This is a genomic window from Fibrella rubiginis (genome assembly GCF_017353185.1).
GTDB classification, from domain to species: domain Bacteria; phylum Bacteroidota; class Bacteroidia; order Cytophagales; family Spirosomataceae; genus Fibrella; species Fibrella rubiginis.
In genome coordinates this window covers 163,861-190,212 of sequence record NZ_JAFMYV010000004.1, presented here as the reverse complement: position 1 = coordinate 190,212, position 26,352 = coordinate 163,861, and the positions used below count along the sequence as shown (strand labels likewise).

Below are 26,352 nucleotides of genomic sequence, written 5' to 3'. Positions count from 1 at the left end.
CAGTTTATAGTTATGTATAACTATAGTGAACAGCAGTCAAAATATTGACTAATGTCCTGATAACGAGATGCTTGCGTTAATGAGATACGTGCCGTTTTATGAATATGGCACGACGAATAGGAAATAAATTAACCAAACCAGGTTTAGTCGGCCAGCTTTATCAATTCCGTGTGAGTATTTAAGTACTCGCTGGGTGTCTGGTTTGTCAATTTCTTAAACGACCTGTTGAAGGCTGTTTTTGAATTAAAACCTACCTCAAGAGCCATGCTCAGCAGCGTATAAGACCGAAATTGCGGGTTGTGCAAACGCACCTTCAGTTCGTTGATGCGGTGGGTGTTGATGAAGTCAAAAAAGTTTTTGTCATAGCCCTCGTTCAGTACCTTCGACAGCACATGCGGAGGCATTTTCAACTTGGCAGCCAGTTCGGCCAGCGTAAGATTTGGGTTGGTAAAAGGCTTGTAACGCAACATGTAAATATCAATTTGCCGCTTTGTAGCCTCGATCTCATCGGTGGTTCGGGGAGAGTCGTCTGCAACAGATGCCTGGCTTTCTATAGACAGTGGGACAGAAGCATTGACACCAGCGTCGAGTGGTTTTGTCAGGACGTTCAATTCCTGTCCGGCTGTGTAAAGGGGGGCTGTTTCCAGCAGCGGTAGGTGTTCCGTGTCGGGCAGCTTGAACAGTTCAGGTTGATGAATAGCATAATAGCCCAGCAGGTAAACAATACTCGACAGCGTGAGCCAGATGAAATCAACGTAGCGTTCGGCAATGGCTATCGTGTCGAATGAAGCCAGACTACTGGTGCCGATTAACACAAAAAAGAACGCCCACAAACCAAGACACACGGCCAGAATACCCAATACTGTATTGAGGTAGTGCACCTGTGGCTCAGTTGACTGGCTAAGGTCGTGCTGATTTCGGTAGGTGCGAAGAGCCCGCCAGCACAGCCGCCAATAAAAGCAGTTATAAACCAGGGCCAATACGCCCACCGTCAGAAAAACGCCCTGTAGCCACGGGTCACGATTTACTATTTTAAGCTGGAGTTCCTTGTTGTCGGTTAACAGAAAAGGCATATACACCAACACCTGGATGATAGCCGGAACAAAATGCCGCCACCAGCCCGATGCGGGCCGCGCCGTGTTGAAGAGCAGCTTGCGCAGGTATATGTAGAGCAACGGCCCATACAGAAACAGCAGCAGGTCGGGTAGCAGCAGCAACTTGGTATAGGCCTGTGCCACATCACGGTAAGCCGCCACGGTCCGCACCAAAATAAGCACCGATGTAAGGCCAAGCAGCAAACTCAGCCACCGGTTGGCTGTCTGGTTATTATTCTGAATGCCCGGAATAGCAATCAGCAACAGTAGCCCCTGGAAGGCGGCAAAGAGCATCAGCAGGTCGTAAAGCGAATAGAAATGAAACGTACCCGACAAATCTTCCCACGACTGAATGGTAATATCAACCTCCTGATCTACGCCGGTTGCTGCCCGGTACACAACCCGATTTACGCGCGCTTTTCCACTGTCACGCCCTTCCACAGACGACCAGTCGCCGCGGGTAAACTTATATTCCAGTTTGTCCAGATTGCTCTGTATCGACACCGTGTAGGTGCCATCTGACTGATGCTTGAGCTGGTAGGCAGGATTGCCCGGATTCCATTTGTTAAATGTACCCGTGATAAAGAGCTGAGCGTCGTGTGGTGTATTGGGTGGATAATCCGTAACCACGAATCGGTAAGTCGGCCCGGTTGTTTTTTGCTGCGCCGAACTGGCAGCGGCAACAAACAACAAAAGCCCGAGCAACAGATAGTTACGCATTTGACTGCTGAAAATGGATGACAGGGCGGGTTCTTTAAGGGCTAAAAACAGGCTTAATTTACCGCTACGTGCTAACACTGCCCCACCAGAATGTGTTACTAAAGTACAATGCAAAACTCAACAAGCTTATGAAAATTAACGTAGAAGAAGGGCTCGACAAGCCATTCCTGCCAGATGGGCGCCATGAAGTCGAAATTACGCACGTCGACGAGGGTAAGAGCGAATACAAGGGAGTGCCCTTCTTTGCCTGCCGTATGGAAAATGAAGACGGGTTTGTGAGCCAGCGCTTTTATACATCGGCCGCCGGTATGCCCATTATTATGGACCTTTTCCGGGCAGTAGGACTTGAAATAAAGGCAGATAAAAAGTTGGACACCAACCAGTTAATAGGCAAAAAGCTGTCGGTCGAAGTAGGCGATTACACCTATAATGACCCCGAAAATGGTAACGAACGTACGCTAAAGCAGGCATCGCATTTCGAAGCCGCATAGTAGCAACAAGGGCGTTTCTTCGGTGGTCTCGGTTATATTTGCCATCAGTTCCAACGTAGTCAGAGACCATAACGGTCTCTGACTTTTTTTCGACTATGCATAAACTAAAGTTCCTGCTGCTCACCTGTCTGCCCTTTTGTGCCGTTGCCCAAGCCCCCGTTTCAAGCCGTCTTAGCTCGGGTATAGAAGTGGGTGCCTCGTTCAAATCAAACGTGCTTAGCCCATCGGCCACATACTATCAGTTGCTGAACCTGACGCAGAATAAAATGCTGTCTATTGGCTGGACCAGCACGTTCCGCACATTCTACGCCGATAATCTGGATTATACCACCGCCCCGGCTTACCTGTCGCGGGGTGGCAAAACAGGTTTCTATGCGCTGGGCGCACCCATCGTGGCTGCCAACCTGGATACACTTCGGATGAGTAGTGCCTCAGGCACCTCCCTTAATTTTGGTGCCCGGCTGCAACTGCGCTTTGGCCCGCTTGAACTGGGTGCCAGTGCCGACATTCTTGGCCTAACGCTGGGTCTGACAAGGGTGGGGCAATATATATCGCAAAACGGTTATTACACGGTCAAAGCCTCTACCGGCCGTGATTCAACGGCTTTTTTCACGAAGGGAGCCAATGGTGTCGATGCCACCAGGCAGTCTGCTAAACCCACTGTGGCGAACCTGCAACTGCTGGGCGATAACAGCATAGGTACACTGGCAACGGAGGTATATGCTAAAATACTGATCAACCAACGGGTGGGCGTCAAGCTTGGCTACCAGTGGATCACCACCGAATACACGACAACTATTCGCAACGCTGCCGACGACAATCGCCGTTTCCGTAACCGCACCGGTGGCATGCCCTATCTGGCCGTAGCCTTTCCGTTTTTCAATTAGAAAGCGACAGACATAACCAATAAACGAGCGAAGGGCTTATGCGTGAGGATGTTCCCATGCATAAGCCCTTCGCTCGTTTACTCGTTATGCTTCAACTAGAAGTTGGGCTTCATCAGATATTTGTCGTAGAAGTCGTCAATTACTTTGACGGCTTCGGTTGGGGTATCGACAAGGCTAATGAGCTTCATGTCTTCGGGGTTGATGTTATGCTCTTCGTTGAGCATGGTGTTTACAATCCAGTCGAGCAGCCCTTTCCAGTACGCTTTTCCCACAAGTACGATGGGGAACCGGGCAATTTTTTTGGTCTGGATCAGCGTGAGTGCTTCAAACAACTCATCGAGCGTACCCATGCCGCCGGGCATAACTACAAACCCCTGCGCATATTTGACAAACATCACTTTCCGCACAAAGAAAAAGTCGAAGTTGATGTTCTTGTCGGGGTCGATATACACGTTGCTGTGTTGCTCAAAAGGCAGTTTAATGTTCAACCCCACCGATTTGCCACCCTGTTCATAGGCACCTTTGTTGCCGGCTTCCATTATACCCGGACCCCCGCCCGTGATCACGCCATAACCGTGGCGAACCAGTTTAGCGGCAATCTCTTCGGCCATCTTATAATATGGATTTTCCGATTTGGTACGCGCCGACCCGAAGATAGACACGCAGGGGCCAATCTGAGCCAGCTTGTCGAAGCCTTCCACAAACTCAGCCATTACTTTGAAGATAACCCAGGAATCGGCGGTCTTTACTTCGTTCCAGTTGCGGTCCTGAAATGCCTCTTTAATCCGCATTTCGTCGGGAGTAAGCAGCAACTCATCACGCTTATGAAGATCTTTATTTATCTGCTGAGTAGTCTGTGTTTCAGAACGTTGTACGTTCTCTTTTGATCCCTGAGCCGGTGCCGGCGCGGGCATTGCGGTCGGGGCTGCCTGAGCAGCATCCGCCTGATTTACTGTTTCCATGGTTTTGTTTTGTAAGCCTGGTAGCCATCTGGCAGCGGTCTTTTCCGCCACACAGCAGGTGTCGGGGGAAATTAATAACCGCAGGCAGGGGGCATTCTGTTCAAAAAGACGACTAATTCTTTGGTCACCGCCCTGGCTTTATGCGCTCGTATAAACCGGCGGTACCAGTAGCCCGGTACTGCACAGCCAGTGCCGGCACCCGGGCAAACAACTTGGGTACTACTTGTTGCCGATCAACAATATAGTCGGGAGGATCTTGCCGGAAGTGGTCATACACCTGGATAACGGCTTCATAGTTGTCTAAATTCCTCAGGTCATATTTGGCCAAATCCCAGTTCAGGTAGGGTGTAGCCGGACGGTTATAACGATAGGCGCTCAGGTCATCACCAATGACCAGCAGTGACCGGTTGCGCACCGTCTCGGGCAATTCAGACCGTTTCACGCGCAGATTAGTCAGTTGCCCAACGTCGGTGGGAAACAGGGCAAGTGCACCCTGATACAGCACACCGGCCATGAACAGCAGTACCCCCAGAAAGAGCAGTTCGCGCAGCCATACGCGCCGGATGCTGCTGAAGTACAGCACCGCGAAAAAAGCCATTGGCGGTACAAAGCTGATAAAGAGCATGGGGGCCAGAAAAGGCATCAACGGAATAGTAAGTAGGGCCGTAAACGCCCACAACAGCATAATTTGCTGGCACCGTTGCTGAAAATTGACAAACCGGCTTGCACTGTTGAACAGGCTTAAAACGCCCAACACGCCCACCGTGAGGGGTACTACGAGTGACAGGGCCAGGGTCTTCAAATCGCTGAGGTCATACTGCCGCACCCGAAACACTGATGTGAGCAGGTTACGATTGAAGCCGTCAAGCGAATTGGTAAAATAATAATAGAGCACAACCAGCAGCACGGGGAAGGCAAAGCCAAAAAGGGCTAGTGAGTGCTGCCGCACCGTAGCCCCAGTAAACAGCAGCAGCGACAACGATGCCCAGACAATAAACAGGGCCGAGGGCAGATAAAACAGGGCCGCAATACCCACATACACCCCTACTTCAAATACCTCGTCGGTGGCGCCCTGCCGCTGGGTGAGCTGCTTAACGATAGCCCCAAAGGCCAACAACAGGAACGTTGTAGAGAGCAGTGTGGGCGACAGGGTAGTACAGTCGAAAGACAGGTTAAGAAACAACGTGTAAAACAGACCCGGCCAGAACGTACGATCCGGGAAAATCTCCCGTGCGTTCATGACGTAGTTGAAATAGATCAGTTGCCACACCGAAACCACCGTAGCTACTGCCCAATACACTACCTGCGACCGCCCAACGGCCAGATCGATAAGCCAGTACACACCCGCCGAAAGAGGACTCAGGTTATCCCAAATGTCGCGGTAGAGGGTATGTCCGTGCCGCATCTGTTCGCCAACGAGCATCCAGTTCAGTTCAGGAACCAGCAGTGGGAATGGCTTGATGAGCAGAGGCAACCGCAACAGTAACAATAGCACCAGTAAACTGACGTATTGATAGGGGGCGAATGAGCGAAAAAAACTGAGCAAGGAAAGGAGGGCGGTTGGCGATTGAAAACCTGTTAATTGACAAAAATACGCCCTTTTCGGCACAGCCATCTACTTCCGGCACCAAAACGCCTCCATCCCTGTTAGCTCCAATCAGCCTGTAACCTATCTGCGGGTGCTTAAACACCCGTGAAGTTCAGGATATTTGTTTTATGGAATCAAAACGACAACAAAAGGTAGCGCGCCAGCTACAGAAAGATCTCGGCGAGATCTTCCAGCGCGACCTGACGCATGCCTTCAATGGCCTGAGTGGCGGGGCAGTCTTCATCACCGTCACCAACGTGCGTGTATCGCCCGACCTGGGTATCGCGCGGGTATATCTGAGCCTGTTGAATGCCAAAAACAGAGCCATGCTGATGGAAGCCATTCAGGAAAAGAGCCGCACCATCCGTCAACTGCTTGGCGAACGCGTTCGGCATCAGCTGCGCATTGTACCAGACCTTCAGTTTTTCCTCGATGACACCGCCGAATACGCCGAGAAGATGGATAAGCTCTTCGCGGGTATCGTTATCCCGCCTGCTACAGAAGAAGAAGAAAATTAGTGATTAAGCCAATAAGTGAACAGGCTGATACCAACGTACGCCTGTTCACCTATTGGCTTAATCACTCAATCACCCATGAACCTCTCCGCTTTCATTGCCCGCCGGTATTTCTTTTCCCGAAAAAAACGCAGCTTTATCAGTTACCTGTCTGTGCTCTCCATGCTGGGAGTGGGTGTTGGCACAATGGCCCTGGTGGTAGTGCTGTCGGTGTTCAACGGCATGGAAGAGCTAAACCGGCAGCTTTTCAAATCGGTCGATGCCGATTTGACTTTGTCGCCAGTGCAGGGAAAACGGCAGACTATGACCCCGGCGTTGCTGACTAAATTGCGCCAGCTGGCCGACGTTCAGGTGATTACGGCCGTGGCCACCGACAATGCGCTGGCCCGCTATGTCGATGGACAAACCGTAGTGCGGGTGAAAGGTGTAGACAGCACGTTTCAGCAACAGCACCGGCTCGATACGGCCATGGTTGAGGGGCGGCAAATTTTACAACGTAACGGAGTCAACTACGCCCTGGTAGCCGACGGGGTCCGCAATAGCCTGGGTATCTCACCCGAAGACCCCCTGACGACACTCGAATTACTGTTTCCCGAACGAAACCGCCGACTGTCATCACTCACGCCCGAATCATTCCGCCAGCAGCAGGTTAGTGTGTCAGGGGTCTTTTTTGTCCCTTCTCCAAATTATACTGATCTGGTTATTGTGCCGTTCAACATAGCCAGCGAGCTATTGGGCTATGGGCCGGATGATTATGCCAGCCTTGAGGTCAAATTAAAGCCAGGTAGCGACGAGCATGAGGTGCAGACTGCCCTTCAGCAGCAAGCCGGTGCTAACTGGCAGGTACAGACCCGCGACGAAATAAACCGGGGGCTGTACCGGGCTATCCGGATCGAAAAACTGTTTGTAACCATCACCCTGGCCTTTATCATTCTGGTGGCCAGCATCAACATCTTTTTCTCGTTGTCTATGCTGGTGCTAGAGAAAAAGGCCGACATAGGAGTCATGCGGTCTATGGGGGCCACACCCGCGCTGATTCGGCGCATCTTTATGACCGAAGGCACCATCATTGCGCTGACGGGTGCCGGTGTTGGCCTGTTGCTTGGCCTGTTTCTTTGCTATCTGCAACAGCGCTTTGGCTTGGTTGAGCTAGGCACCTCTGCCGGTTTGGTTAACGCATATCCAGTTTCTGTGCAGACAAATGACATTATTATCACGGGAGGCATAGTTATTGTGGTCACGGTTTTGACTTCCTGGTTTCCGGCCCAACGAGCCGCCAACGAAGGGGCGAATTAAAATTCAATAAGGCCTGTTACTTAGTGCTAAAGGGCTCGTCTGATTGAATAGACGCTTGTTCAGATAAGATAAATACTTAATTTTCCCGTTAAATAGATTTAAGTAAATCTGGCTGATAACTGTGGAAGATTTTCCCCACAAAAGTTGCAAAGCCAATAACGCCTATAGACCTTTGCTAGTACTTACAAAACCTACTGAGAACCACCTATGAATCTTGATCAATTTGTCCTGCTTTCATCGCTCATGGGCGATGAACTGTATAAAGGCTCTGCAAAATCAACGGCGGGTTATGTGCCGGTGACTGATGAAAAATTATTTCAATTGTTAGCCAATAAGCCCATTGGTGCTTATATGACTAGCGGCCTGCCCACCTTTTGGGCACACAAAAAAGTAGTGCCCCGTTTCATTTAATGGATTCCGATGCCTCCGTGACTGAATGAGTAGCTTACCAATCCGTAGCCTGGCCAATTAAAGAGTAACACCCTGTTGATAAGCTTACCTGACCTATCGTAACTTGAGACTTGAGAAACCCTGCTCCACCGGCGGGGTTTTTTGTTTTAGATGCCTTAAGGCTGGAAAGCCAGGTATGGGGTTAGCTTGTTAATCGTTTTGGTATCCAGCACCCGCACGGCTTTTAGCGATTCTATCGACGTAAAAGCGCCGTGTTGCGTACGGTAATTTACAATAACCTCTGCCTGCCGCCGCGACAAAAACGGAAACCGGTCGAGGTCAGCTGCCGATGCAGTATTGACCGGGATCTTCCGTACCTGCGATTTTATCTGCCCGTACAACGTCAGTTCGGCCAGATTAATAGAGTCCATGCCGTAAATGTCTTTGAACTGCTCTGACGACACGAATCCACCCAATCCATCGCGGTGACTAATGATACGGCTGGCCATTTTCGAACCAATGCCTTTGAGCGCAATCAGTTGCGTAGTATCTGCTGTGTTAATATCAAACGGCTGGATTGGGTACTTCACAAACCGTTCGCGGGTAGGAGCGGTACCTGCAGGCTGTGTTGCCCCGGTTTCTTCAGTCCTGTCTGTCGACCGGGGCGTATAGTCATTAGCGGTAGGCTTTCCGGCTGTTGCCAGTTGGATATAGGGCTCCAGTTGCTCGTAGGCCTCGGGTGGGAAATCATAAATACGGAGCAGGTCTTCTTTCCTGCGGAACTGCCCGCCCTTAGTTCTGTATTTGTCGATACGTTCGGCCAGCCAACGGGGCAAGCCCAACTGCTGCCAACCCGCCACACTCACGGTGTTGGGATCAAAGGGAAATGGCTTCGCTTCATGGTATTGCTCAGACAAGTGCTGATCTTGCCCCCGCGACCCGCTCCCGCCCGAGTTATAATTGTGCCGGTTACCAAACCGTTCCTGTTCATCCCGTTCGCCATCTACGCGCATGAGAGCCACCAGGCTGTCGAGTTTTCGTTGGTCGGCGGCATCGGTGTGGCTGATCACATCGGGGCGGAGCCAGCGGTAAAGCCAGGGCGAAATCAGAAACAGCAAAGTGAGCAGAATAAGAAGAATGACGCCCTTGGCTTCGTTGTGCCCAATGGCAAAAAAATCAATGATGTAAGCGCGTAGTCGTTTCAGCACAAAGGAGTTATGGTTTAGATACGGTGGTGCCGCAAGCTAAGCAGTATTGCTAGATTCTGCCACGTGGGCAAACCATAAATAGGCTTACGTTACGGTTCTTTTATTACTATAGCACTGTTTATGTCGGATAGCTTATGGCCGTTAATCTGCCTAATCTGCCCAAGCCGCGTTCCGTAATGCGGGCAAAACCTATCTTTGCGGCCATTATGACGAGCAATACCCCGACCGATCATTCGGCTTCTGCCGCACCGGCTACTACGCTTCAGGACATCATTGCCCATGCCAAAGAGTATGGGTTTGTGTTTCCTTCTTCCGAAATCTATGACGGGCTTCAGGCCGTGTATGACTATGGTCAGAACGGCGTGGAACTAAAGAATAACCTTAAATCAGTGTGGTGGAAGGCCATGACCCAACTTCACGACGAGGTGGTGGGCATCGACGCGTCCATCTTTATGCATCCGCTTACCTGGAAGGCGTCGGGCCACGTGGATTCTTTCAACGACCCAATGATCGACAACCGTGACTCGAAGAAGCGGTACCGGGCCGACCAATTGCTGGAAGCCAAAGCCGAAGAGTATGCCAACGCGGGTGATGAGGCCCGGTCGCAGGCGCTGCTCACCGAGATGGGCCGGTTGTTGGGTGCCGAAGACCTTGAGGGTGTTCGGAACCTGATCATCGCCGAGGGTATTAAAGACCCGGTGTCGGGCAATGCCAACTGGACCGAGGTACGGCAGTTTAACCTGATGTTCTCAACGCAGGTAGGGTCACTGGCCGACGATGCCAGCACCATCTATTTACGTCCGGAGACTGCACAGGGTATTTTTGTGAATTTCCTGAACGTGCAGAAAACGGGTCGGATGCGGGTGCCGTTTGGTATTGCCCAGATTGGCAAGGCCTTCCGTAACGAGATTGTTGCGCGGCAGTTCACGTTCCGGATGCGCGAATTCGAGCAGATGGAAATGCAGTATTTTGTGCGGCCCGGCACCGAAATGGACTGGTATAATAAATGGAAAGCCAGCCGCATGGCGTTTCATCAGGCCATTGGCCTCCCTGCTGAGCGCCTGAAATTCCACGACCACGAGAAACTGGCACACTACGCCAACGCAGCCGTCGATATTGAGTACAAATTTCCGTTCGGCTTCCGCGAAATGGAGGGTATCCACTCCCGTACCGATTTCGACCTGAAAGCACACCAGGAATTGAGCAAAAAGAAGCAGCAATACTTCGATAACGACGTAGACCCCGCCACCGGTAAGCCCTATGGCAACTACATCCCCTACGTAGTGGAAACATCAGTCGGGGCCGACCGGCTATTTTTGGCCACGCTCTGCAATGCATTTACTAGGGAAACTGTTGGCGAAGGCGACACTCAAAAGGAGCGGACGTACCTGAAGCTGCATCCGGCGCTGGCTCCCATTAAAGCTGCGATTTTCCCGCTGGTACGAAAAGATGGTTTGCCCGAAAAAGCCGAGCAGATTATGAAGTCGCTCCGGTCTGAGTTTCGCGTAATCACCGAGGAGCGCGACGCCATTGGTAAACGATATACCCGGCAGGACCTGATCGGAACACCCTTCTGCATCGCGGTTGACTACCAGACACTGGAAGATGATACCGTCACGATTCGCTACCGCGACACCACCGAGCAAATCCGTGTGCCCATAAGCGAGCTCAAAGCCCGTATTGGGCACGAAGTATCGATGGAGCGAATTCTAGAGAAATTGTAAGTACAGTCTAACGGCTACTGTCCAACGTCCAGATGGGGTCACCTAAACGTTAGACAGTAGCCGTCAGACAAAAAACGACGAAAGCTTTTATGTTTCAACTTGACCCGACCCGGACGTATCCGGTTGAGACGGAGTCGCGGACGATCATCCGGTTTCAGGATTGCGACCCACTTCAGCACCTCAACAACGCCAAATACTTTGACTATTATTTCAATGCGCGCGAAGATCAGGTAGCCAAACTGTATGGCTTCGCCCCGGCACAGCTATTTCGCGAACTGAAAACAAGCTGGGTTGTGTATCAGCACCAGATAGCCTATGTGCGGCCCGCGCTGGTAAGCGAATGGATCCGCATTATGTCGCGGTTAGTCTACTTCGATACCGACACCACCATCACCGAATATTACATGACCGACGACCGCAAGGAACAGCTTAAAAATGTGCTTTGGGTCACGTCTAAATACATCAGTGTGGAAACGGGCAAGCGTATTCCGCACCACCCCGCTGTGATGGATCTGTTGGGTGCCATTAAACTACCCGGCGACGACATCCACACCATGCCGTTCAATGATCGGATTCGCGAGATCAAGCACAGCTTATTGGATGCAAAATGAAGCATCCAGTGAGAATTACCCCTTGAAACTGCCCAACATGTTATTGTGCAGAGTTTTGGCTGACCAGTAGCCGCTGGCGATGATGCGGCGGATACTCTGGAGCGGATACTGCTCGTCGCGCTTCTTGTCGGCAAGCTGGAAAGCAGCCAGGTACTTCATTTTCTGTAATTCAACGGCGGCTTCGTGGTTCCAGAGGCCAAACGGATACACAAAATACTTCACTGGCTTGCCGGTGATTTCTTCCAGCAACTTTCTGGGCTCTTCGGCTTGGGTCTTCCAGTCGGCAGCGGTGTACTTCTTGGCGTTGTGGTGATCCCAGGTGTGGCAGCATACCTCATGGCCTTTGTCGGCCAGATCTTTGATCTGTGCTTTGCTCATGTAGGGCTGTTTGCCATGCCGGCCAATGGCCACCGTCATGATACCAAACATGGCTTTGAAACCGTGCTTGTTCAAAATCGGCAACGCATTGGTGTACTGATCTTCGTCGCCATCGTCGAAGGTGAGAAACACGGGTTTGGTAGGCAGGCTGGCTCCTGTGGTCAGGTAAGCATAGAGCTGGTCGGCGGTGATAGCGTGGTACCCGCTGTCTTTCAACATCTGCATCTGTTGCACGAAAACGCTGGTGGGGCAGATGTAATCTTTGGCACCTTTCGAATCGGTGCTGCGCCACTCACGAATCTGATGGTAACACAGGATGGGCACCTGCTTGCGGGCAATGATGGTGGGCGCGTCGGCAATTTTGCCAGCTGGAATTGGCGTTGACGTGGCAGTGGCACTGGTATCAGCTCCGTCGGTTGTGGGTGTGGAGGCCGTTTCGGTGGTAGCGGAGGCGGTCGTTGCCGTGGTTTGGCTTTCGCCGGTTTTTTTGCTGTCGCAGCCTGTCGTCAGGGCAGCAACTAAGGCAGCAAGGAGTAGAGCGTTACGGGTAAACATGGTTTGATTTCAGTTTGGTCAAAAATAGCCATTCTCGACGTGATCCGAACTTATCCCAACGAAGTAATAGATTGTTGGCAGACCTATTTACCAGTTGCCAGCAGGCATAAAGTGGAAAGGCCGTCTACTGTTCACGTAGAATTATTTGCACACTTGCTGTCTCGCCGGAGAGCTAACACACACATAATCAGCAACTGGTACACATATTGCCTACAAGATTGGTAGTCTACTAATCTGACAACCCAAATCTTATAACATCATGGCTAACATTGGAAAACAAATTGCCGACTTTTTCTCGGGTGGATCAACTACCGATAATGACGAAGGCCTGCGTGGTCTGTTCGTGTCTGAACTACAGGGGATGTATTATGCCGAGAAAGCGCTGGTAGATAACATGCCTAACATGGCTGATGCTGCTACCACCGATGAGGTACGTCAGGCGTTTCAGCATCACCTTGAAGAAACCCGTGGTCAGGTAACTCGCCTGGAGCGCATTTTCGACAGCATTGGCGTATCGGCCGATGATAAAACGTGCAACGCTATTGATGGCCTTGCTGATGATGCCGACGACATGATTAGTATGACGGAATCGGGTTCGTTGACTCGTGATGCGGGGCTGATCATTGCTGCTCAGAAAGTAGAGCATCATGAAATAGCCGCCTATGGTTCGTTGCACGCGCTGGCTCAACTGCTGGGCTACACCGAAGCGGCGCAGTTGATTGAGCAATCATTGCAGGAAGAAAAAAATACGGATAAAAAGCTAACCCAACTGGCGGAGTCATTCGTCAACGAACGAGCCAAGTCTGAAGGCAAAAACGATCAGACTTACTCAAGCCCTAACCGCCGTAACTATTACGACGATAATGATAACACGGGTAGTGCAATTGATAATAGTGGGGCCATGATGGGCACAGGCAGCACCAGCGGTAGTCAGTCGGGCTATGCGTCGGGAGCTAACTACCAGAGTGGTTCAGCTGTGGGCGAGACAACGAGCTACGGTAACAGCGGCTCAACAGACCGTGAACCGATTGAGCGGTCAGGCTATTCGCCGGGCCGTGAGAGTTCGTCGGGCAATGCCACGTCGGGTGGTACGTTAGGTATATAGACGCCCTTTCGGAATCTTCCTCTATAAAAAAAGCGACCCCAGTGATGGGGTCGCTTTTGCATTCTGGCAGAGCAACGCTCCGTCAAACATAGACTAAACGCTCACTTCTTCCCGATGTACTAAGGCCTCACGATCAGGACCGGTAGACACAAACGTGATGGGCAGGTTTAGCTCTGCTTCCAGATACTGGACATAAACAGCCAGTTCGGCGGGCATTTTGTCGAACGTATGCACCCCGTCGAGAGACGTTTTCCAACCGGCGAAATCTTTATAAACCGGTATGACATCCGTATCACAAAGATCATAGGGGAGCTGTTCGGTCACGCTGCCGTCGGGCATCTGATAATGCGTGCAGACGCGGATGGTGTCGAAAATATTGAGCACATCCACCTTCATCATTACCAGTTGGGTCACGCCGTTGAGCATGATGGCGTATTTCAGGGCGGGTAAATCGAGCCAGCCGCACCGCCGTGGACGACCCGTTGTTGAGCCAAACTCACGACCTTCCTGCCGCATTCGTTCGCCCGTTTCTTCCAGCAGTTCCGTAGGGAAAGGCCCACTGCCCACCCGGGTACAGTACGCTTTGAAGATGCCATACACTTCGCCAATCTGCCGGGGAGCAATACCCAGGCCCGTACAGGCGCCGGCTGTCATGGTGGTGGAAGAGGTTACGAACGGATACGAGCCAAAATCAATGTCGAGCAGTGACCCCTGCGCTCCCTCAGCCAATACGCGTTTCCCGGCTTGTAGTGCATTATTCACGTCATACTCACTGTCGGTCAGCGTAAACGTTTTCAGAAATTCCACTGCCTCAAAGAATTTCGCCTCCGATTCGGGTAGTACCGACGTGTAATCGAAGTTATGCCGGTCCAGGATGACCTTGTGAGCGTTGAGCAGCGTCTCGTACTTTTTCTGAAAATTTGGCGACAGCACATCGCCCACGCGCAGGCCCTGCCGGGCTACCTTGTCCTGATACGTTGGCCCGATACCGCGCAGGGTCGACCCAATTTTGGCGGCTCCTTTGGCCTGCTCGTAGGCGGCATCCAGCAGGCTGTGCGTGGGCACAATCAGCGCAGCTTTTTTTGAAATGATCAGATTCTTGTGCAGATCCAGGTTGAACTTGCCCAGCGCATCGATTTCCCGCCGAAACACGATGGGGTCGAGCACTACGCCATTGCCAATAATATTCAGCGCGTCGGGCCGAAATATGCCCGACGGAATCTGGTGCAGCACATGTTTAATGCCGTCAAACTCGAGCGTATGCCCGGCGTTTGGTCCACCCTGAAACCGGGCAACCACTTGATATTGAGGCGCTAACACGTCAACAATTTTACCCTTACCCTCGTCACCCCACTGGAGGCCCAATAATACGTCTACCATTAGAAATCAAAATAAAACGAACCGTTCTTCAATACGGTCGTCATCGTTAAAGCGGAAAATAAATTCGGTTGCTTCGCCAATAGGTGTTAGCGGCTCAATGCGGAAGTTGTCCAGGCGAAAATGCTCTGACCAAACGTCGGTTCGAGGATTGTAGAAGCGACTCAACTCATTCGATCTGGTGAAGGAAGCTATATCGCTGCCCTTGTTGCCATTGCAAATGCTGCAAGAGAAAGCCAGATTTGATACTTCACCCGAACCACGGTGTTTCAGCGCAATTATATGATCTATCTCAGCACTAAATCCCATATCACGTTCAGCAATAAGACAGTATCCGCATCGAAAACTAGCTCGTTCGCCAACCTGTCTGCTGACTGCGGCAGAAATATAGTCACCGCTTCTCGACATACTTACGGGCGCGGGCTTTTGCCATACGAATGATGTGTTCCACATCTCTGAAACGGTCGAGTTCACGTTCTTCCTCTGCCGTGAGCCGTGTTGTTCTGTTTTTGTACAGCAGTTCACTTAGCCGGTCTTGAGCTTCGGTTGACGGCTTAAAATTAATAATCTGTTCCGGCGTCACACCCGGAGCAATAAGGTCGATTAAATCAGCGTAGACGTTCATAAGAAAGCTGGTAACGACGATAATCTTAGACTATTAAATCAAGCTTCTACGGCTGTTTCGCCCTGCCGGTCTTTGTTGCGGGCGGCTTCGTTGCGGTTTTCGCAGGGGTCGCGCTGGCAGGATCCGTAGAAAATCAGCGAGTGGTGCATCACGTTAAACTTCAGCATGTCGCCCACCATGTTCTGAATGTTCTGCACCCGTGGGTCGCAAAACTCCATCACCTTATGGCAGTCGGTACAGATGAGATGATCGTGCTGCCGGTAGCCATACGACTTCTCATATTGCGCCAGGTTCTTACCGAACTGATGCTTTGTCACCAAGTCACAGTCTACCAGCACGTCGAGGGTATTGTAGACCGTGGCGCGGCTCACGCGGTAATTTTTATTCTTCATCGAGATATACAGTTCGTCTACGTCGAAGTGGTCCTGACGGTTGTATATCTCTTCCAGAATGGCGAACCGTTCGGGCGTTTTGCGCAGGCCTTTATTCTCCAGATACGCCCTCAAAATGGTCTTCGCCGACTCGATATTGGCTTGGTTGGGTGCTGCCATAGGGCAAAAATACGAAATCGTTCAACGTCTAAAGTCCAATGTCTAAGGTCTAAAGTCTAAAGTTGCTTCGCGTCAGCCCATAGAGCGCGAAGCAACTTTAGACTTTAGACATTGGACATTGGACTTTAGACTAGCTCTCAATCAAACCTTACCACGTCGAAAACGCCGTCGACGCTTTCCAGCTTCCGCATCAGGGTATCGAGGTGGCTCGTGTTGTTTACGTACAATTTGATCATGCCCTCAAAAACGCCGTCTGTCGAGTCAATCGTGACCGAGCGCATGTTGATGTGCAACTCGTTGCTGATTACCCGCGTCACATCGTTAATAAGACCAATGCGGTCGGTGCCCGTAATGCGCAACCCCGCCAAAAAGGCCAGTTCCTTCTGCGATGTCCACTTGGCCTTTATGATCCGGTTACCATGATTAGACATCAACTCTACGGCGTTGGGACAGCTAACCCGATGAATCTTAATGCCTTCCATCACCGTCACAAACCCAAACACATCATCGCCGGCGATAGGGTTGCAGCAGCGGGCCAGCGTGTAGTCGATCTTGTCCATGTCCTCGCCAATGAGGAGCATGTCGGCGTCGGTACGCTCGCCGTGCATTTTTTTCAACTCTTTACCCACTGCCTTAGCGTCTTGCAGAGTGTCGGTGTTGAGTTTCAGGGCCCGGTTTTCTTTGGCTTCTTTTTCGGCTTTGAACTTGTTAAGCTCCTTAACGTCGATGTGGGCTTTGCCCACGCGGTAGTAGAAATCGCTGGTCGTTTTTGAGCCGAAATACGCCCGAAGCTGATTGATCAGCTCGTTGGTCATTTCCATGCGCAACAGCTTCAACCGCTTGGCAACCAGCTCTTTGCCGTCGGTAATGTAATGCTTGTTGTCCTCTTTGATGAGGTCCTTGATCTTGGTCTTGGCTTTGGAGGTTACCACAAACCGCAGCCAGTCTTCGTTGGGCTTCTGCTTGTTTGAGGTAATTACCTCTACCTGATCGCCATTGTGCAACACGTGACTGAGCGGCACCAATACATTATTGACCTTGGCGGCCATGCATTTAGCCCCAATCTGGGTGTGAATGTCGAACGCAAAATCGAGCGCCGTGGCCCCGCGTTGCAGCACTTTAAGTTCACCTTTTGGTGTAAAGACAAAGACCTCTTCACTATACAGATTGCTCCTGAAATCGTCGAGGAATTCCACAGCGGCGGTTTTATCACCCTGATCGGCCATTTCCAGCATCTCGCGCACCTGCCCAATCCACGAGTCGATTCCGGCCCCGGTGCGGGTGTCATTACCTTTATATTTCCAGTGAGCTGCGTAGCCTTTTTCGGCGATCTCGTTCATCCGGTCGGTCCTGATCTGTACCTCTACCCACTGTCCCGAACGGCTCATGACGGTGGTGTGCAACGACTCGTAGCCGTTGGCGCGAGGGGTGCTGATCCAGTCTTTCAGCCGGTCGGGGTTGGGCTTATAGTGGTCCGTCACGATAGAATAGGCCCGCCAGCAGGCCGCTTTTTCCTGCTCCAGGGGTACTTTCAGGATAATCCGGACAGCAAACAGATCATAGATTTCTTCAAACGGCTTTTTCGATTTGCTCAGCTTGTTCCAAATGGAATAAATTGATTTAGGCCGCCCTTTGATCACATATGGGTAACCCGACGCCACAAGATCATCTTCAATGGGTTTGATAAACGTGTTGATGAACCGGTCGCGCGAGGTTTTCGATTCGCGGAGCTTGCGGGCTACATCTTTGTAGGCTTCTGGCTCCACATATTTCAGGTACAGGTCTTCCAGTTCCGTCTTTACCGCGTTCAGCCCCAGCCGGTGGGCAAGGGGAGCGTAGATGTAAATTGTCTCCGACGCAATTTTCAACTGCTTGTCGCGGGGCATCGAATCCAGCGTCCGCATGTTATGAAGCCGGTCGGCGAGCTTAATCAGGATCACCCGCACGTCGTCAGACAGCGTAAGCAGCATCTTGCGGAAGTTCTCGGCCTGCTGCGAGGTACCGTACTCAAAAATGCCCGAAATTTTGGTCAGCCCGTCGATGATCTGCGCCACCTTTTTGCCAAAAGCGCGCTCAATGTCAGCAATCGTCGTGTCGGTATCTTCCACCACATCGTGCAACAGCGCGGCCACAATAGAGGTGGTACCGAGGCCAATTTCTTCTACGGCAATCTGCGCTACGGCCAGGGGATGGTAGATGTAGGGTTCGCCTGACCGCCGACGCATCTCTTTATGCGCTTCAGCCGAGGTGTTAAAGGCTTTTTTAATCAGCTTGGCGTCATTTTCTTTCAAATACGGCTTGGCGGCGCGCAAGAGGCGTCGGTATCGTTTCAGGATCTCTTCCCGTTCCTGCGCTAAATCAATAACTGGTTCTAGGGCTGCATTCATAGGTAGGTGTCGTTACCCTGCGTGTGTTTCTGTAGGTTGTACTCGTATTCTCAAGGTACACCTTAAAAACAAAATTTCCGCCGGTATGGATCGGAAATAAGTGATTTTGGTCTGTTTGACAGCCTACCGGGCAAGCAAACGTCGATAACAGTCTGCCTACCGGTGATTACGGAAAAATTCAACGACCCTGTTGCCTTCTCCAAGTTCATGCGTACCTTTGCGGGCCGAAACAGTGAACAAAGACCAGCGCAAGTCGGTTTTTGATACATTGTTGACCACCTGCGGGCGTGGCGAAATTGGTAGACGTGCCAGACTTAGGATCTGGTGCCGCAAGGCATGGGGGTTCGAGTCCCTCCGCCCGTACTGAAACAATTGCGAATGAGCGAATGAGTGAATGAGTGAATTTTTTAGGCTTCGGCTGTATTCACTCAATCACTAATTCGCTCATTCACTCATTTTAAACCAAATCAATCAGTGGATATAGCCCTTGAAAAAGCCAGCGACACCAACGCGTCGCTTGTGATTACGCTGAAACCTGAAGACTACAAATCGGAAGTCGACAAGAAGTTGAAGCAATACGGTAAACAAGTGCAACTCAAGGGATTCCGTCCCGGACACGTGCCTGCTGCTGTAGTGCAGAAAATGTACGGCAAAGGAATTTTGGTGGAAGAAATCAACGCCAAACTCAGCAAGTCGGTTAGCGATTATATCCGCGAAAACAAGCTACAGGTCGTAGGCGACCCCGTTCCCGATCGCACACAAGCCGATGCCATTGACTGGGATGCCCAGGACGAATTCACGTTCAGCTACCAACTGGGTCTGGCTTCTGATTTCGACGTTGATCTGGCAGCGCTGGGTACCGTTTCCCGCTACGAAATCGAAGCTGGCGAAGAAGAGGTAAACAGCACGATTGCCGACTTGCAGCAGCGTTTCCACGAGCATCAGCACGCTGACGAAGCCGCCGAAGGTGATACTATCTACGGTGAACTGGTGCAGCTGACCGGTGCCGACGAAAACGCCACCAAATTTGAGACCAAGACAGCGCTACCACTAGATAAAGTGGCTCCGGAGGCTCTGGGCGCATTTATCGGCAAGAAAAAAGGCGAGACCATAACGTTCGACATGGCGGCGGCTTTTCCAAATGAGAAAGACCGCGCCCTGGCAACGGGTGCCAAAAAAGAAGAGGCCGCCAACCTGGTAGGTGATTTCTCGTTTACCATTGAAGACGTGACGCGCCACGCGCCAGCCGAACTAAACCAGGCGTTTTTCGATAAGGTGCTGGGCGTAGGTGCTGCTGAAGACGAAGCTACGTTCCGCACGAAAGTACAGGAGATCATCACCCAGAACTATGGTCGCGAGTCGGATAATCTGCTCCGTTTCGATATTGAAAAGGCCCTGCTTGACAATACGCTGATTAGCCTGCCCGATGAGTTTTTGAAAGACTGGCTGCTGACCATCAATGAAGGCAAATTTACGCCGGAGCAGGTAGACGAGCAGTACGACGACTTCGCCAAGTCGGCCAAGTTACAGCTCATCAAAAACAAGATTGCTGAGAAAGCCGACATTAACGTAGACTTCGAAGAAGTGATGGAAGCTACCCGCCAGATGGTGCGTGACCAGTTCGGTTTCGCCGCCGGTGCTGGTGAAGATGGCATGACCGAAACCATCGACAAAATTGCCCGCAACTACCTGATGGACGAGAAGAACAACGGCCAGAATTACACGGCCACGTTCAACCGGGTGTATGACGACAAAGTGATGAACTACGTGAAGTCGAAGGTGACGATTGAGACGCAACCGATTTCAATGGAGCAATTCCGCGAACGGGCCGCTGCAACGCGGTAAGCGATTGCAACATAGTGAAAAAGGCCCTGTGAACGTTCACAGGGCCTTTTTTTGTGCATCAGAAGTTGAGTAGGCCCAGGCTCAGCGGCCACCGCCGCTAGGGTTCGATTCCCCTAAAACCCAATCGGCGACCGCTCCTGTTTCTGGCCCATGGCGCGGGCCATTTCCATGGCGATGCGCTCGTCGTAGCGGCGTTTATAATAATCTACCTCCAGGCGAAGCTTATCGATCTGGAGTTGCTGTGTATCTATCGTTTCGCGCAGCCGTTCTACCTCGTCGGGTTGACGAATGGTAGGCTCAACCGGGGCTGTTTCGTCGCTTAGGAGCCGGATAACGGTGGTGTCGAGCAGACCTGCAATTTGCGTTAACCGACTGACGGTCAGTTCTGTTTTTCCCCGCTCAATGTCACCATAAGCTGTTGTTGACAGGCCTAGTAAATCGGCCATGTTTTCCTGTGACAGACCGCGTTGCAGGCGGGCTATACGGATGCGTTCACCGGCATGGTTGGGGGTGTTGAGCAGCTTCATATCAAGCAATAACGAGGAAATCTCAAGTGATTCTGGCAGGGATTCTTGCCGCAACAACGCAATTTTGTGACTGATAAGTTTTGAAACTTACCACCTGACACGTTCGTTAATTTTTAAACGAGTTCAATGTTTAAGGTTTAAAGTCTAAACGGTCCGCCGTCGCGGTTGCTTCGCGTTCTAAGTGTCAAAGCGCGAAGCAACTTTAAACCTTAAACATTGAACCTCATTTCCTTTAATCAACCACAATGCATTACGGAGACGAATTTCGCAAGTTTGCCGTCCACCACATGGGCCTCAATGGCCTCACGGTCGACGGATATGTTAAGCACACCGTTAACAACCACCAGGTTGAGAACATGACCCGCTCGGTGATCGAAGAGCGGCCTATGAACTTCCGGGAGGTAGACGTTTTCTCGCGCCTGATGGCCGACCGCATCATCTTTATGGGCCTGCCCGTTGATGACAACATTGCCAACATTGTAGTGGCACAGATGCTGTTTTTGGAATCAGCCGACCCCCGGAAAGATATTCTGATGTATATCAACAGTCCTGGCGGCTCGGTATACGCCGGTTTGGGTATCTACGACACCATGCAGTATGTACGCCCCGATGTGGCTACGGTCTGCACCAGCCTGGCCGCCTCAATGGGCGCGGTGTTGCTGGCGGGTGGCGCAGCTGGTAAGCGTTCGGCACTGCCCCACGCGCGGGTTATGATCCACCAGCCATCGGGTGGTGCACAGGGGCAATCGGTTGACATCGAAATTACTGCCCGTGAGATCGTGAAGCTTCGCGAAGAGCTGTACCAGATTCTGGCCGACCATTCAGGCAAGAGCATCGAAGAAATCGAGAAAGATTCGGACCGTGATAAGTGGCTCCGCGCCGAAGAAGCCAAAGAATACGGCCTCATCGACGAAGTGCTCCGCCGCGAGCGCACCATTGGTGATAACGCCGAGAAGACGAGGTAGTTTTTTTAAGTTTAAGGTTTAAGGTTGCTTCGCGCTCAACCCTTGCGAGCGCGAAGCAACCTTAAACCTTAAACCCTTTTTCCCCCACCCACTTCCGGATAATTTGCGTAAGGGGTTTAAACTCGATCAGAAAGCCGTCGTGGCCGTAGAGCGATTCGAGTTCTTCGTAGACGGCATCCGGGATGTGGCGGGCCAGAAATTGCTGTTCAGAAGGGGGAAACAGTACGTCGGAGTGGATGCCAACAACCAGCGTTTTAGCTTCAATCAAACTCAGCGCGTTGAGGATACTGCCCCGGTTGCGACCCACGTTGTGCGAGTCCATGGCTTTGGTTAACAGCCAGTAGGTAAACGCATTAAACCGGCCCACCAGCTTTTCGCCCTGATAGTTCTGGTAACCAGCGGCCTTATAATTATCGGTCTGTTCGTTGTTGTCGAGGGCCTGGGTGAAGGCGTAGGTTTCGTAGTTACGGTAGGAGAGAAGCGCGATAGACCGCGCTGCTTTTAGCCCGTTCTGTCCCGCATCGGGGCGGTTTTCAACCCAGGTAGGGTCGGCCTGCAAGGCCATGCGCTGTGCTTCGTTGAAAGCAATGCCCCAGGGCGAAAAGACGGCATTGGTAGCAATCAGGATAAGTCGTTTGATGAGTTTCGGCTGTGAAATGGCCCATTCTACAGCTTGCTGTCCGCCTACCGAGCCACCCACGCAGGTGTGAATCTGTTCAATACCCAACTCCTGGCGCAGCAGGTCTAACGCCCCAACCATGTCGCGGATGGTGAGCGTGGGAAACGAGTGAAAGTAGGGTTTTCCCGTAGCTGGGTCGTTGGAAAGCGGTCCGGTAGAGCCGTAGCAACCACCCAGCACGTTGGCACAAACGATAAAATAGTGGGCTGGGTCGTAAAGTTTACCGGGGCCAACCAGCCCGCTCCACCAGTCGCTGGGGTCGGCGTTGCCGGTGAGGGCGTGGCAAATCCAGATCACATTACTGCCAGTCTCATTGAGGGTTCCCTGTGTGGTATAGGCCAGCCGGAAACCGGACAATTCATCCCCTAATTCAAGCGGGAAAGAGAATTTATGGTCGAAGTAGGGCAAGGGGAAAATTATGTTTAATGTGTCAGGTCTAATGTCCAAAGTTGAGTTGGCGTAGCTTCAGTATAGGCGAAGAGCACGATGCGCGAAGCTACGCCAACTCAACTTTGGACATTAGACCTTGGACTTTAGACCTTAACCTACACAGATACAGCCTCTTTAATCGCCGCAAACGCCTGCTCGAAGTCGGCTTTGATATCGTCGATGTGTTCAATGCCCAGCGATACGCGCAACAGACCCGGCTCAACACCGGCGGCTTGCTGTTCAATGTCAGACAACTGTGAGTGGGTGGTACTGGCAGGATGAATGATCAGCGTTTTGGCATCACCCACGTTGGCGAGGTGGCTCACCAGTTTCAGCGAGTTCACTACGTCGTCGCCCGATTCGCGGCCGTTTTTAAGTTTAAATGACAGCACACCACCCGCTCCGCGCGTCAGGTATTTTTTGGCAAGGGCATGGTAAGGGCTGTCGGCCAGACCGGGGTAGCGCACATACTCCACGGCGGGGTGCTGTTGCAGCCATTCGGCCAGGGCCTGCGCATTTTCGCAAGTACGTTCGGCGCGTAGGGATAGCGTTTCCAGCCCCTGAATCAGCATCCAGCTGTTGAACGGACTCTGCGACGGGCCCCAGTCGCGCAACCCCTCAACGCGGGCACGAATAATGAACTGGATGTTGCCAAACGCCCCCCCCATGCCAAATACATCATTCATGACCAGGCCGTGATAACTGGGTGACGGCTGGGTGAACTGTGGGTATTTGCCGTTGCCCCAGTTATACGTACCCGCATCGACAATGACGCCGCCCATGGTGGTGCCGTGCCCACCGATCCATTTCGTGGCCGATTCGACCAAAATGTGTGCGCCGTGTTTTAGGGGAGCACAAATAGCCCCGCCTGCGCCAAACGTGTTATCGACGATGATGGGCAAATCGTGCTTTTTGGCCAGGGCGGCAAACGCCTCAAAATCGGGAATGCTGAAGCTGGGGTTGCCAATGGTTTCGAGGTAAATCGCTTTCGTCTTATCGTCGATCAGGGCTTCAAAACTGGCCGGGTCATCACCGTCGGCAAAGCGGGCTTCTACGCCGATGCCCTTAAATGAATTCTTAAACTGGTTATACGAACCACCGTAGAGAAAGGATGTCGTCACGAAATTGTCGCCGACGGTAGTGATGTTGTTAATGGCCAGAAACTGCGCCGAGTGGCCCGACGCCGTTGCCAGTGCTGCCACGCCACCTTCCAAAGCCGCCATCCGCTTCTCGAACACGTCGGTGGTGGGGTTCATGATGCGGGTGTAGATGTTGCCAAACTCCTGTAGCGCAAACAGGCGTGCCCCCTGCGCTGAGTCGTCGAACTGGTAGGCCGTTGTCTGGTAGAGTGGTACTGCCCGCGATTTGGTCGTGGGGTCTATTTCCTGCCCCGCGTGTAGCTGGAGCGTTTCGAAATGGGGTTGGTGAGCCATAAGGGATGTAGAATAAACACTGTGAAGTAACGAATGTCGCATGAGCCAACCGCTGATCCTGGCCGGGGCATAGACATGTAGGCGGCTGTTCATAGACGAACAGCCAGCCGGATAGGATGACGGTTAGTTTGCTGCCCGTGGGGGCATACAGCGTCGGTCGGGATGTATTGGCATACAGTCAGATCGTTTATATCTCCCACGAGCACCATGCTGTGGGCAGGAATTAGCACCTTGCCGGGTGGTAGGTTGCCTGAGGTTCAAAGAGCCTGGTCTCTCCCCTCATCTGTATAAATCAATGGGTGTTGTTGGGCCCAAAACGGGCGGCACCTGCTTGACTTGCGGTGCAATGATACGGCCCAATCACCGTCTGACCAACGATTGTTGATTGAAATGCACCGCTTTTTTGTTATCTAGGCGTATAAAATCTGCTTAACAAATGGGCTACTCTGGAGGCGTTGGCCTGCTGCTGGTCATCTTGACAATTGTTATTTCTTACCGGGCTTTTTCCCGCGAAAGCCTGATGAGCCGCTACCTGTTTGCCGTTGATGGCATCCGTAAATACGGCGAGTACTACCGGCTGGTGTCATCGGGATTTATTCATGCCGACTGGCGGCATTTGCTTTTCAACATGTATGCCCTGTACTCGTTTGCCGGGTCGGTAGAGCGGGTAACGGGGCCTTTGCAACTGCTGCTGCTGTATATGGCTAGTTTGGTGGGTGGTAATTTACTGGCTCTGTTCATTCACCGAAACGACGACGGCTACCGGGCGCTGGGTGCCTCTGGTGCGGTGAGCGGGCTTATTTTCGCGATGATTGCACTCTATCCCGGCAGCAACATCCGCCCCTTGTTTATGCCGTTTAGCCTGCCCGCCTGGCTGTTCGGCTTGGCCTACAGTCTTTATTCCATCTACGGCATCAAGTCGGCACGAGATAATATTGGTCACGATGCGCACCTAGGCGGTGGGGTAATTGGTGTGCTCACGATCTGTCTTCTCGAACCCGACGTGTTCACCTACAACTGGCCCATTGTGCTATTGCTAACGCTGCCCACGCTGGTGTTTCTGCTGGTTATTGCCCGCCGCCCCGACTGGCTTTATGTTCGCAGCTTTTCACTGGACACACGTGAAAAAGAAACCGTCGACGAGCGATATAATGGGCACAAGTTCAGGCGGCAGCAAGAGATAGACCGTATCCTGGATAAGATCAATGAGCGGGGTTACGATAGCCTTTCGAAGCATGAACGCGAGCTTTTGTCGGGGCAGGAGTAAGAAAATTGCTATCAGCTAGCAGTCAGTAGGTTAAGTAGGGTTGTGGCGATAATTCCACAAAGTTGTGGATTAAAATAGACGATAAATACCAATTTTAATTTGGCATCACAGGCATATGGGCATAGTTTAGCTGCTGTAACCTATACTTAACCATACTTCTGCATGCTGAAGAAAGTGCTCCTGACGGCTGTTTTCGCCGTCTCGTTTGGCATCACCCAAGCCCAGTCTCACGACAATCTGGCGGTCATCGCGGTAGACATGAAACCCGTCGACACAGATCATGAAGCCTCTGTTTCAAGTCAGTCCAACGCTGCATTCTACGACCGGATTCCCGGTGTAAGCAACCTGATCAGCTTTGCCAAAAAGCACCTTGCCATCCGGTATCGCTCTGGCGGTACCACGCCCAGCGGGTTCGACTGTTCAGGCTTCACCCGTTTTTGCTATAGCCACTTTGGCATCAATCTGCCTCATTCCAGCGCCGCACAGGGTAACGTGGGTCTTAAAGTAGAAAAGGAATCGGCCATGCCGGGCGACCTTATTTTCTTCAAAGGTCATTCATCCAGCGGATCAAGCATCGGCCACGTGGGCATGATCACGGAAGTGGTTGGCAACCAGATTAAATTCATCCATTCGGCCTGGGGCGGTGGCATTCGTTTCGACTACCTCCACGCCGATTATTACCGCAACCGGTTCATGGGTATCCGCCGCGTAGGGAAAATGCTGGCGGCGAAATAGGTTTAACG

General features: G+C 51.8%; 25 protein-coding genes, 1 tRNA gene and 1 riboswitch. Of the genes, 13 read left to right on the top strand and 13 right to left on the bottom strand.

Going from position 1 to position 26,352, the window contains the following annotated elements; all coding sequences use genetic code 11:
* Positions 1-143: 143 nt before the first annotated feature.
* A complete protein-coding gene (locus J2I47_RS10170; protein WP_207364465.1) occupies positions 144-1,814 on the bottom strand; it encodes a helix-turn-helix domain-containing protein in 1,671 nt (556 codons plus the stop codon).
* A gap of 128 nt (positions 1,815-1,942) precedes the next feature.
* Here J2I47_RS10170 and J2I47_RS10165 point away from each other — a divergent pair, with 128 nt between their 5' ends.
* Together J2I47_RS10165 and J2I47_RS10160 are read left to right on the top strand one after the other, a co-directional pair.
* Positions 1,943-2,305, top strand: coding sequence for a hypothetical protein (locus J2I47_RS10165; protein WP_207364464.1), 363 nt, complete (start codon positions 1,943-1,945; stop codon positions 2,303-2,305).
* 95 nt (positions 2,306-2,400) lie between these two features.
* On the top strand, positions 2,401-3,192 hold the full coding sequence (locus J2I47_RS10160) for a hypothetical protein (RefSeq protein WP_207364463.1): 792 nt from the start codon (positions 2,401-2,403) through the stop codon (positions 3,190-3,192).
* Positions 3,193-3,287: 95 nt separating this feature from the next.
* On the opposite strand, the gene J2I47_RS10155 is transcribed toward J2I47_RS10160, so the two are convergent.
* Complete coding sequence (locus J2I47_RS10155) at positions 3,288-4,106, bottom strand: LOG family protein (protein WP_207364644.1); 819 nt, start codon at positions 4,104-4,106, stop codon at positions 3,288-3,290.
* Positions 4,107-4,278: 172 nt separating this feature from the next.
* Positions 4,279-5,700, bottom strand: a complete 1,422-nt coding sequence (locus tag J2I47_RS10150) for a hypothetical protein (protein ID WP_207364462.1) — start codon at positions 5,698-5,700, stop codon at positions 4,279-4,281.
* A gap of 170 nt (positions 5,701-5,870) precedes the next feature.
* Here J2I47_RS10150 and rbfA point away from each other — a divergent pair, with 170 nt between their 5' ends.
* The 3 genes from rbfA (at position 5,871) to J2I47_RS10135 (ending at position 7,964) form a co-directional block, all read left to right on the top strand.
* Positions 5,871-6,260, top strand: a complete 390-nt coding sequence (gene rbfA, locus J2I47_RS10145) for a 30S ribosome-binding factor RbfA (RefSeq protein ID WP_207364461.1) — start codon at positions 5,871-5,873, stop codon at positions 6,258-6,260.
* 75 nt (positions 6,261-6,335) lie between these two features.
* Positions 6,336-7,553, top strand: a complete 1,218-nt coding sequence (locus J2I47_RS10140) for an FtsX-like permease family protein (RefSeq protein WP_207364460.1) — start codon at positions 6,336-6,338, stop codon at positions 7,551-7,553.
* A 207-nt stretch (positions 7,554-7,760) separates the two neighbouring features.
* Positions 7,761-7,964, top strand: coding sequence for a hypothetical protein (locus J2I47_RS10135; protein WP_207364459.1), 204 nt, complete (start codon positions 7,761-7,763; stop codon positions 7,962-7,964).
* 155 nt (positions 7,965-8,119) lie between these two features.
* On the opposite strand, the gene J2I47_RS10130 is transcribed toward J2I47_RS10135, so the two are convergent.
* Complete coding sequence (locus J2I47_RS10130; protein WP_207364458.1) at positions 8,120-9,151, bottom strand: ComEA family DNA-binding protein; 1,032 nt, start codon at positions 9,149-9,151, stop codon at positions 8,120-8,122.
* A 206-nt stretch (positions 9,152-9,357) separates the two neighbouring features.
* Between J2I47_RS10130 and J2I47_RS10125 the strand changes: the two genes are divergently transcribed.
* Positions 9,358-10,875 carry a glycine--tRNA ligase gene (locus J2I47_RS10125; RefSeq protein ID WP_207364457.1) on the top strand — a complete coding sequence of 506 codons (1,518 nt, stop codon included), beginning with the start codon at positions 9,358-9,360 and terminating at the stop codon, positions 10,873-10,875.
* A gap of 89 nt (positions 10,876-10,964) precedes the next feature.
* A complete protein-coding gene (locus J2I47_RS10120; RefSeq protein WP_207364456.1) occupies positions 10,965-11,486 on the top strand; it encodes an acyl-CoA thioesterase in 522 nt (173 codons plus the stop codon).
* 15 nt (positions 11,487-11,501) lie between these two features.
* Here the strand turns inward: J2I47_RS10120 and J2I47_RS10115 are convergent, their stop codons facing one another.
* Positions 11,502-12,419 (bottom strand): polysaccharide deacetylase family protein, encoded by a 918-nt coding sequence (locus J2I47_RS10115; protein ID WP_207364455.1) that lies wholly within the window; start codon positions 12,417-12,419, stop codon positions 11,502-11,504.
* A gap of 259 nt (positions 12,420-12,678) precedes the next feature.
* Between J2I47_RS10115 and J2I47_RS10110 the strand changes: the two genes are divergently transcribed.
* Positions 12,679-13,524: a YciE/YciF ferroxidase family protein gene (locus J2I47_RS10110; RefSeq protein WP_207364454.1), complete on the top strand. Its 846-nt coding sequence runs from the start codon at positions 12,679-12,681 to the stop codon at positions 13,522-13,524.
* Between the two features lie 93 nt (positions 13,525-13,617).
* On the opposite strand, the gene J2I47_RS10105 is transcribed toward J2I47_RS10110, so the two are convergent.
* The 5 genes from J2I47_RS10105 to J2I47_RS10085 all read right to left on the bottom strand — a co-directional run bounded on the left by J2I47_RS10105 (position 13,618) and on the right by J2I47_RS10085 (position 18,464).
* On the bottom strand, positions 13,618-14,904 hold the full coding sequence (locus J2I47_RS10105) for an adenylosuccinate synthase (RefSeq protein WP_207364453.1): 1,287 nt from the start codon (positions 14,902-14,904) through the stop codon (positions 13,618-13,620).
* Between the two features lie 6 nt (positions 14,905-14,910).
* Positions 14,911-15,309, bottom strand: coding sequence for an HNH endonuclease (locus J2I47_RS10100; protein ID WP_207364452.1), 399 nt, complete (start codon positions 15,307-15,309; stop codon positions 14,911-14,913).
* Positions 15,293-15,526, bottom strand: a complete 234-nt coding sequence (locus J2I47_RS10095) for a hypothetical protein (protein WP_207364451.1) — start codon at positions 15,524-15,526, stop codon at positions 15,293-15,295. Before J2I47_RS10095 ends, J2I47_RS10100 begins: the two co-directional genes overlap by 17 nt.
* A gap of 38 nt (positions 15,527-15,564) precedes the next feature.
* A complete protein-coding gene (locus J2I47_RS10090) occupies positions 15,565-16,077 on the bottom strand; it encodes a Fur family transcriptional regulator (protein ID WP_207364450.1) in 513 nt (170 codons plus the stop codon).
* A gap of 137 nt (positions 16,078-16,214) precedes the next feature.
* Entirely contained in the window at positions 16,215-18,464 is a 2,250-nt protein-coding gene (locus J2I47_RS10085) for a RelA/SpoT family protein (RefSeq protein ID WP_207364449.1), read from the bottom strand.
* A gap of 281 nt (positions 18,465-18,745) precedes the next feature.
* Between J2I47_RS10085 and J2I47_RS10080 the strand changes: the two genes are divergently transcribed.
* Together J2I47_RS10080 and tig are read left to right on the top strand one after the other, a co-directional pair.
* A tRNA-Leu gene (locus J2I47_RS10080) sits at positions 18,746-18,827 on the top strand.
* 111 nt (positions 18,828-18,938) lie between these two features.
* Positions 18,939-20,309 (top strand): trigger factor, encoded by a 1,371-nt coding sequence (tig, locus tag J2I47_RS10075; RefSeq protein ID WP_207364448.1) that lies wholly within the window; start codon positions 18,939-18,941, stop codon positions 20,307-20,309.
* A 113-nt stretch (positions 20,310-20,422) separates the two neighbouring features.
* Here tig and J2I47_RS10070 read toward each other — a convergent pair whose 3' ends face one another.
* The gene (locus J2I47_RS10070) at positions 20,423-20,836 is read right to left on the bottom strand and encodes a helix-turn-helix domain-containing protein (RefSeq protein WP_207364447.1); all 414 of its coding nucleotides are present in this window, start codon (positions 20,834-20,836) and stop codon (positions 20,423-20,425) included.
* Between the two features lie 245 nt (positions 20,837-21,081).
* Between J2I47_RS10070 and J2I47_RS10065 the strand changes: the two genes are divergently transcribed.
* Positions 21,082-21,801, top strand: a complete 720-nt coding sequence (locus tag J2I47_RS10065; RefSeq protein ID WP_229374482.1) for a ClpP family protease — start codon at positions 21,082-21,084, stop codon at positions 21,799-21,801.
* Between the two features lie 61 nt (positions 21,802-21,862).
* Here the strand turns inward: J2I47_RS10065 and J2I47_RS10060 are convergent, their stop codons facing one another.
* Entirely contained in the window at positions 21,863-22,888 is a 1,026-nt protein-coding gene (locus J2I47_RS10060) for a homoserine O-acetyltransferase family protein (RefSeq protein ID WP_207364446.1), read from the bottom strand.
* Between the two features lie 137 nt (positions 22,889-23,025).
* Positions 23,026-24,342, bottom strand: a complete 1,317-nt coding sequence (locus J2I47_RS10055) for an O-acetylhomoserine aminocarboxypropyltransferase/cysteine synthase family protein (protein WP_207364445.1) — start codon at positions 24,340-24,342, stop codon at positions 23,026-23,028.
* 184 nt (positions 24,343-24,526) lie between these two features.
* Positions 24,527-24,636, bottom strand: a riboswitch (SAM riboswitch).
* A 142-nt stretch (positions 24,637-24,778) separates the two neighbouring features.
* Here J2I47_RS10055 and J2I47_RS10050 point away from each other — a divergent pair.
* The gene (locus tag J2I47_RS10050; protein ID WP_207364444.1) at positions 24,779-25,609 is read left to right on the top strand and encodes a rhomboid family intramembrane serine protease; all 831 of its coding nucleotides are present in this window, start codon (positions 24,779-24,781) and stop codon (positions 25,607-25,609) included.
* Between the two features lie 165 nt (positions 25,610-25,774).
* The gene (locus tag J2I47_RS10045; RefSeq protein WP_374759903.1) at positions 25,775-26,344 is read left to right on the top strand and encodes a C40 family peptidase; all 570 of its coding nucleotides are present in this window, start codon (positions 25,775-25,777) and stop codon (positions 26,342-26,344) included.
* Positions 26,345-26,352 lie beyond the last annotated feature (8 nt).

Coding starts and splice junctions, on each gene's coding strand:
- J2I47_RS10170 (WP_207364465.1), bottom strand. CDS start 1,814: ATGCGTAACTATCTGTTGCTCGGGCTTTTGTTGTTTGTTGCCGCTGCC.
- J2I47_RS10165 (WP_207364464.1), top strand. CDS start 1,943: ATGAAAATTAACGTAGAAGAAGGGCTCGACAAGCCATTCCTGCCAGAT.
- J2I47_RS10160 (WP_207364463.1), top strand. CDS start 2,401: ATGCATAAACTAAAGTTCCTGCTGCTCACCTGTCTGCCCTTTTGTGCC.
- J2I47_RS10155 (WP_207364644.1), bottom strand. CDS start 4,106: ATGCCCGCGCCGGCACCGGCTCAGGGATCAAAAGAGAACGTACAACGT.
- rbfA (WP_207364461.1), top strand. CDS start 5,871: ATGGAATCAAAACGACAACAAAAGGTAGCGCGCCAGCTACAGAAAGAT.
- J2I47_RS10140 (WP_207364460.1), top strand. CDS start 6,336: ATGAACCTCTCCGCTTTCATTGCCCGCCGGTATTTCTTTTCCCGAAAA.
- J2I47_RS10135 (WP_207364459.1), top strand. CDS start 7,761: ATGAATCTTGATCAATTTGTCCTGCTTTCATCGCTCATGGGCGATGAA.
- J2I47_RS10125 (WP_207364457.1), top strand. CDS start 9,358: ATGACGAGCAATACCCCGACCGATCATTCGGCTTCTGCCGCACCGGCT.
- J2I47_RS10120 (WP_207364456.1), top strand. CDS start 10,965: ATGTTTCAACTTGACCCGACCCGGACGTATCCGGTTGAGACGGAGTCG.
- J2I47_RS10115 (WP_207364455.1), bottom strand. CDS start 12,419: ATGTTTACCCGTAACGCTCTACTCCTTGCTGCCTTAGTTGCTGCCCTG.
- J2I47_RS10110 (WP_207364454.1), top strand. CDS start 12,679: ATGGCTAACATTGGAAAACAAATTGCCGACTTTTTCTCGGGTGGATCA.
- J2I47_RS10105 (WP_207364453.1), bottom strand. CDS start 14,904: ATGGTAGACGTATTATTGGGCCTCCAGTGGGGTGACGAGGGTAAGGGT.
- J2I47_RS10100 (WP_207364452.1), bottom strand. CDS start 15,309: ATGTCGAGAAGCGGTGACTATATTTCTGCCGCAGTCAGCAGACAGGTT.
- J2I47_RS10095 (WP_207364451.1), bottom strand. CDS start 15,526: ATGAACGTCTACGCTGATTTAATCGACCTTATTGCTCCGGGTGTGACG.
- J2I47_RS10090 (WP_207364450.1), bottom strand. CDS start 16,077: ATGGCAGCACCCAACCAAGCCAATATCGAGTCGGCGAAGACCATTTTG.
- J2I47_RS10085 (WP_207364449.1), bottom strand. CDS start 18,464: ATGAATGCAGCCCTAGAACCAGTTATTGATTTAGCGCAGGAACGGGAA.
- J2I47_RS10070 (WP_207364447.1), bottom strand. CDS start 20,836: ATGAAGCTGCTCAACACCCCCAACCATGCCGGTGAACGCATCCGTATA.
- J2I47_RS10065 (WP_229374482.1), top strand. CDS start 21,082: ATGCATTACGGAGACGAATTTCGCAAGTTTGCCGTCCACCACATGGGC.
- J2I47_RS10055 (WP_207364445.1), bottom strand. CDS start 24,342: ATGGCTCACCAACCCCATTTCGAAACGCTCCAGCTACACGCGGGGCAG.
- J2I47_RS10050 (WP_207364444.1), top strand. CDS start 24,779: ATGGGCTACTCTGGAGGCGTTGGCCTGCTGCTGGTCATCTTGACAATT.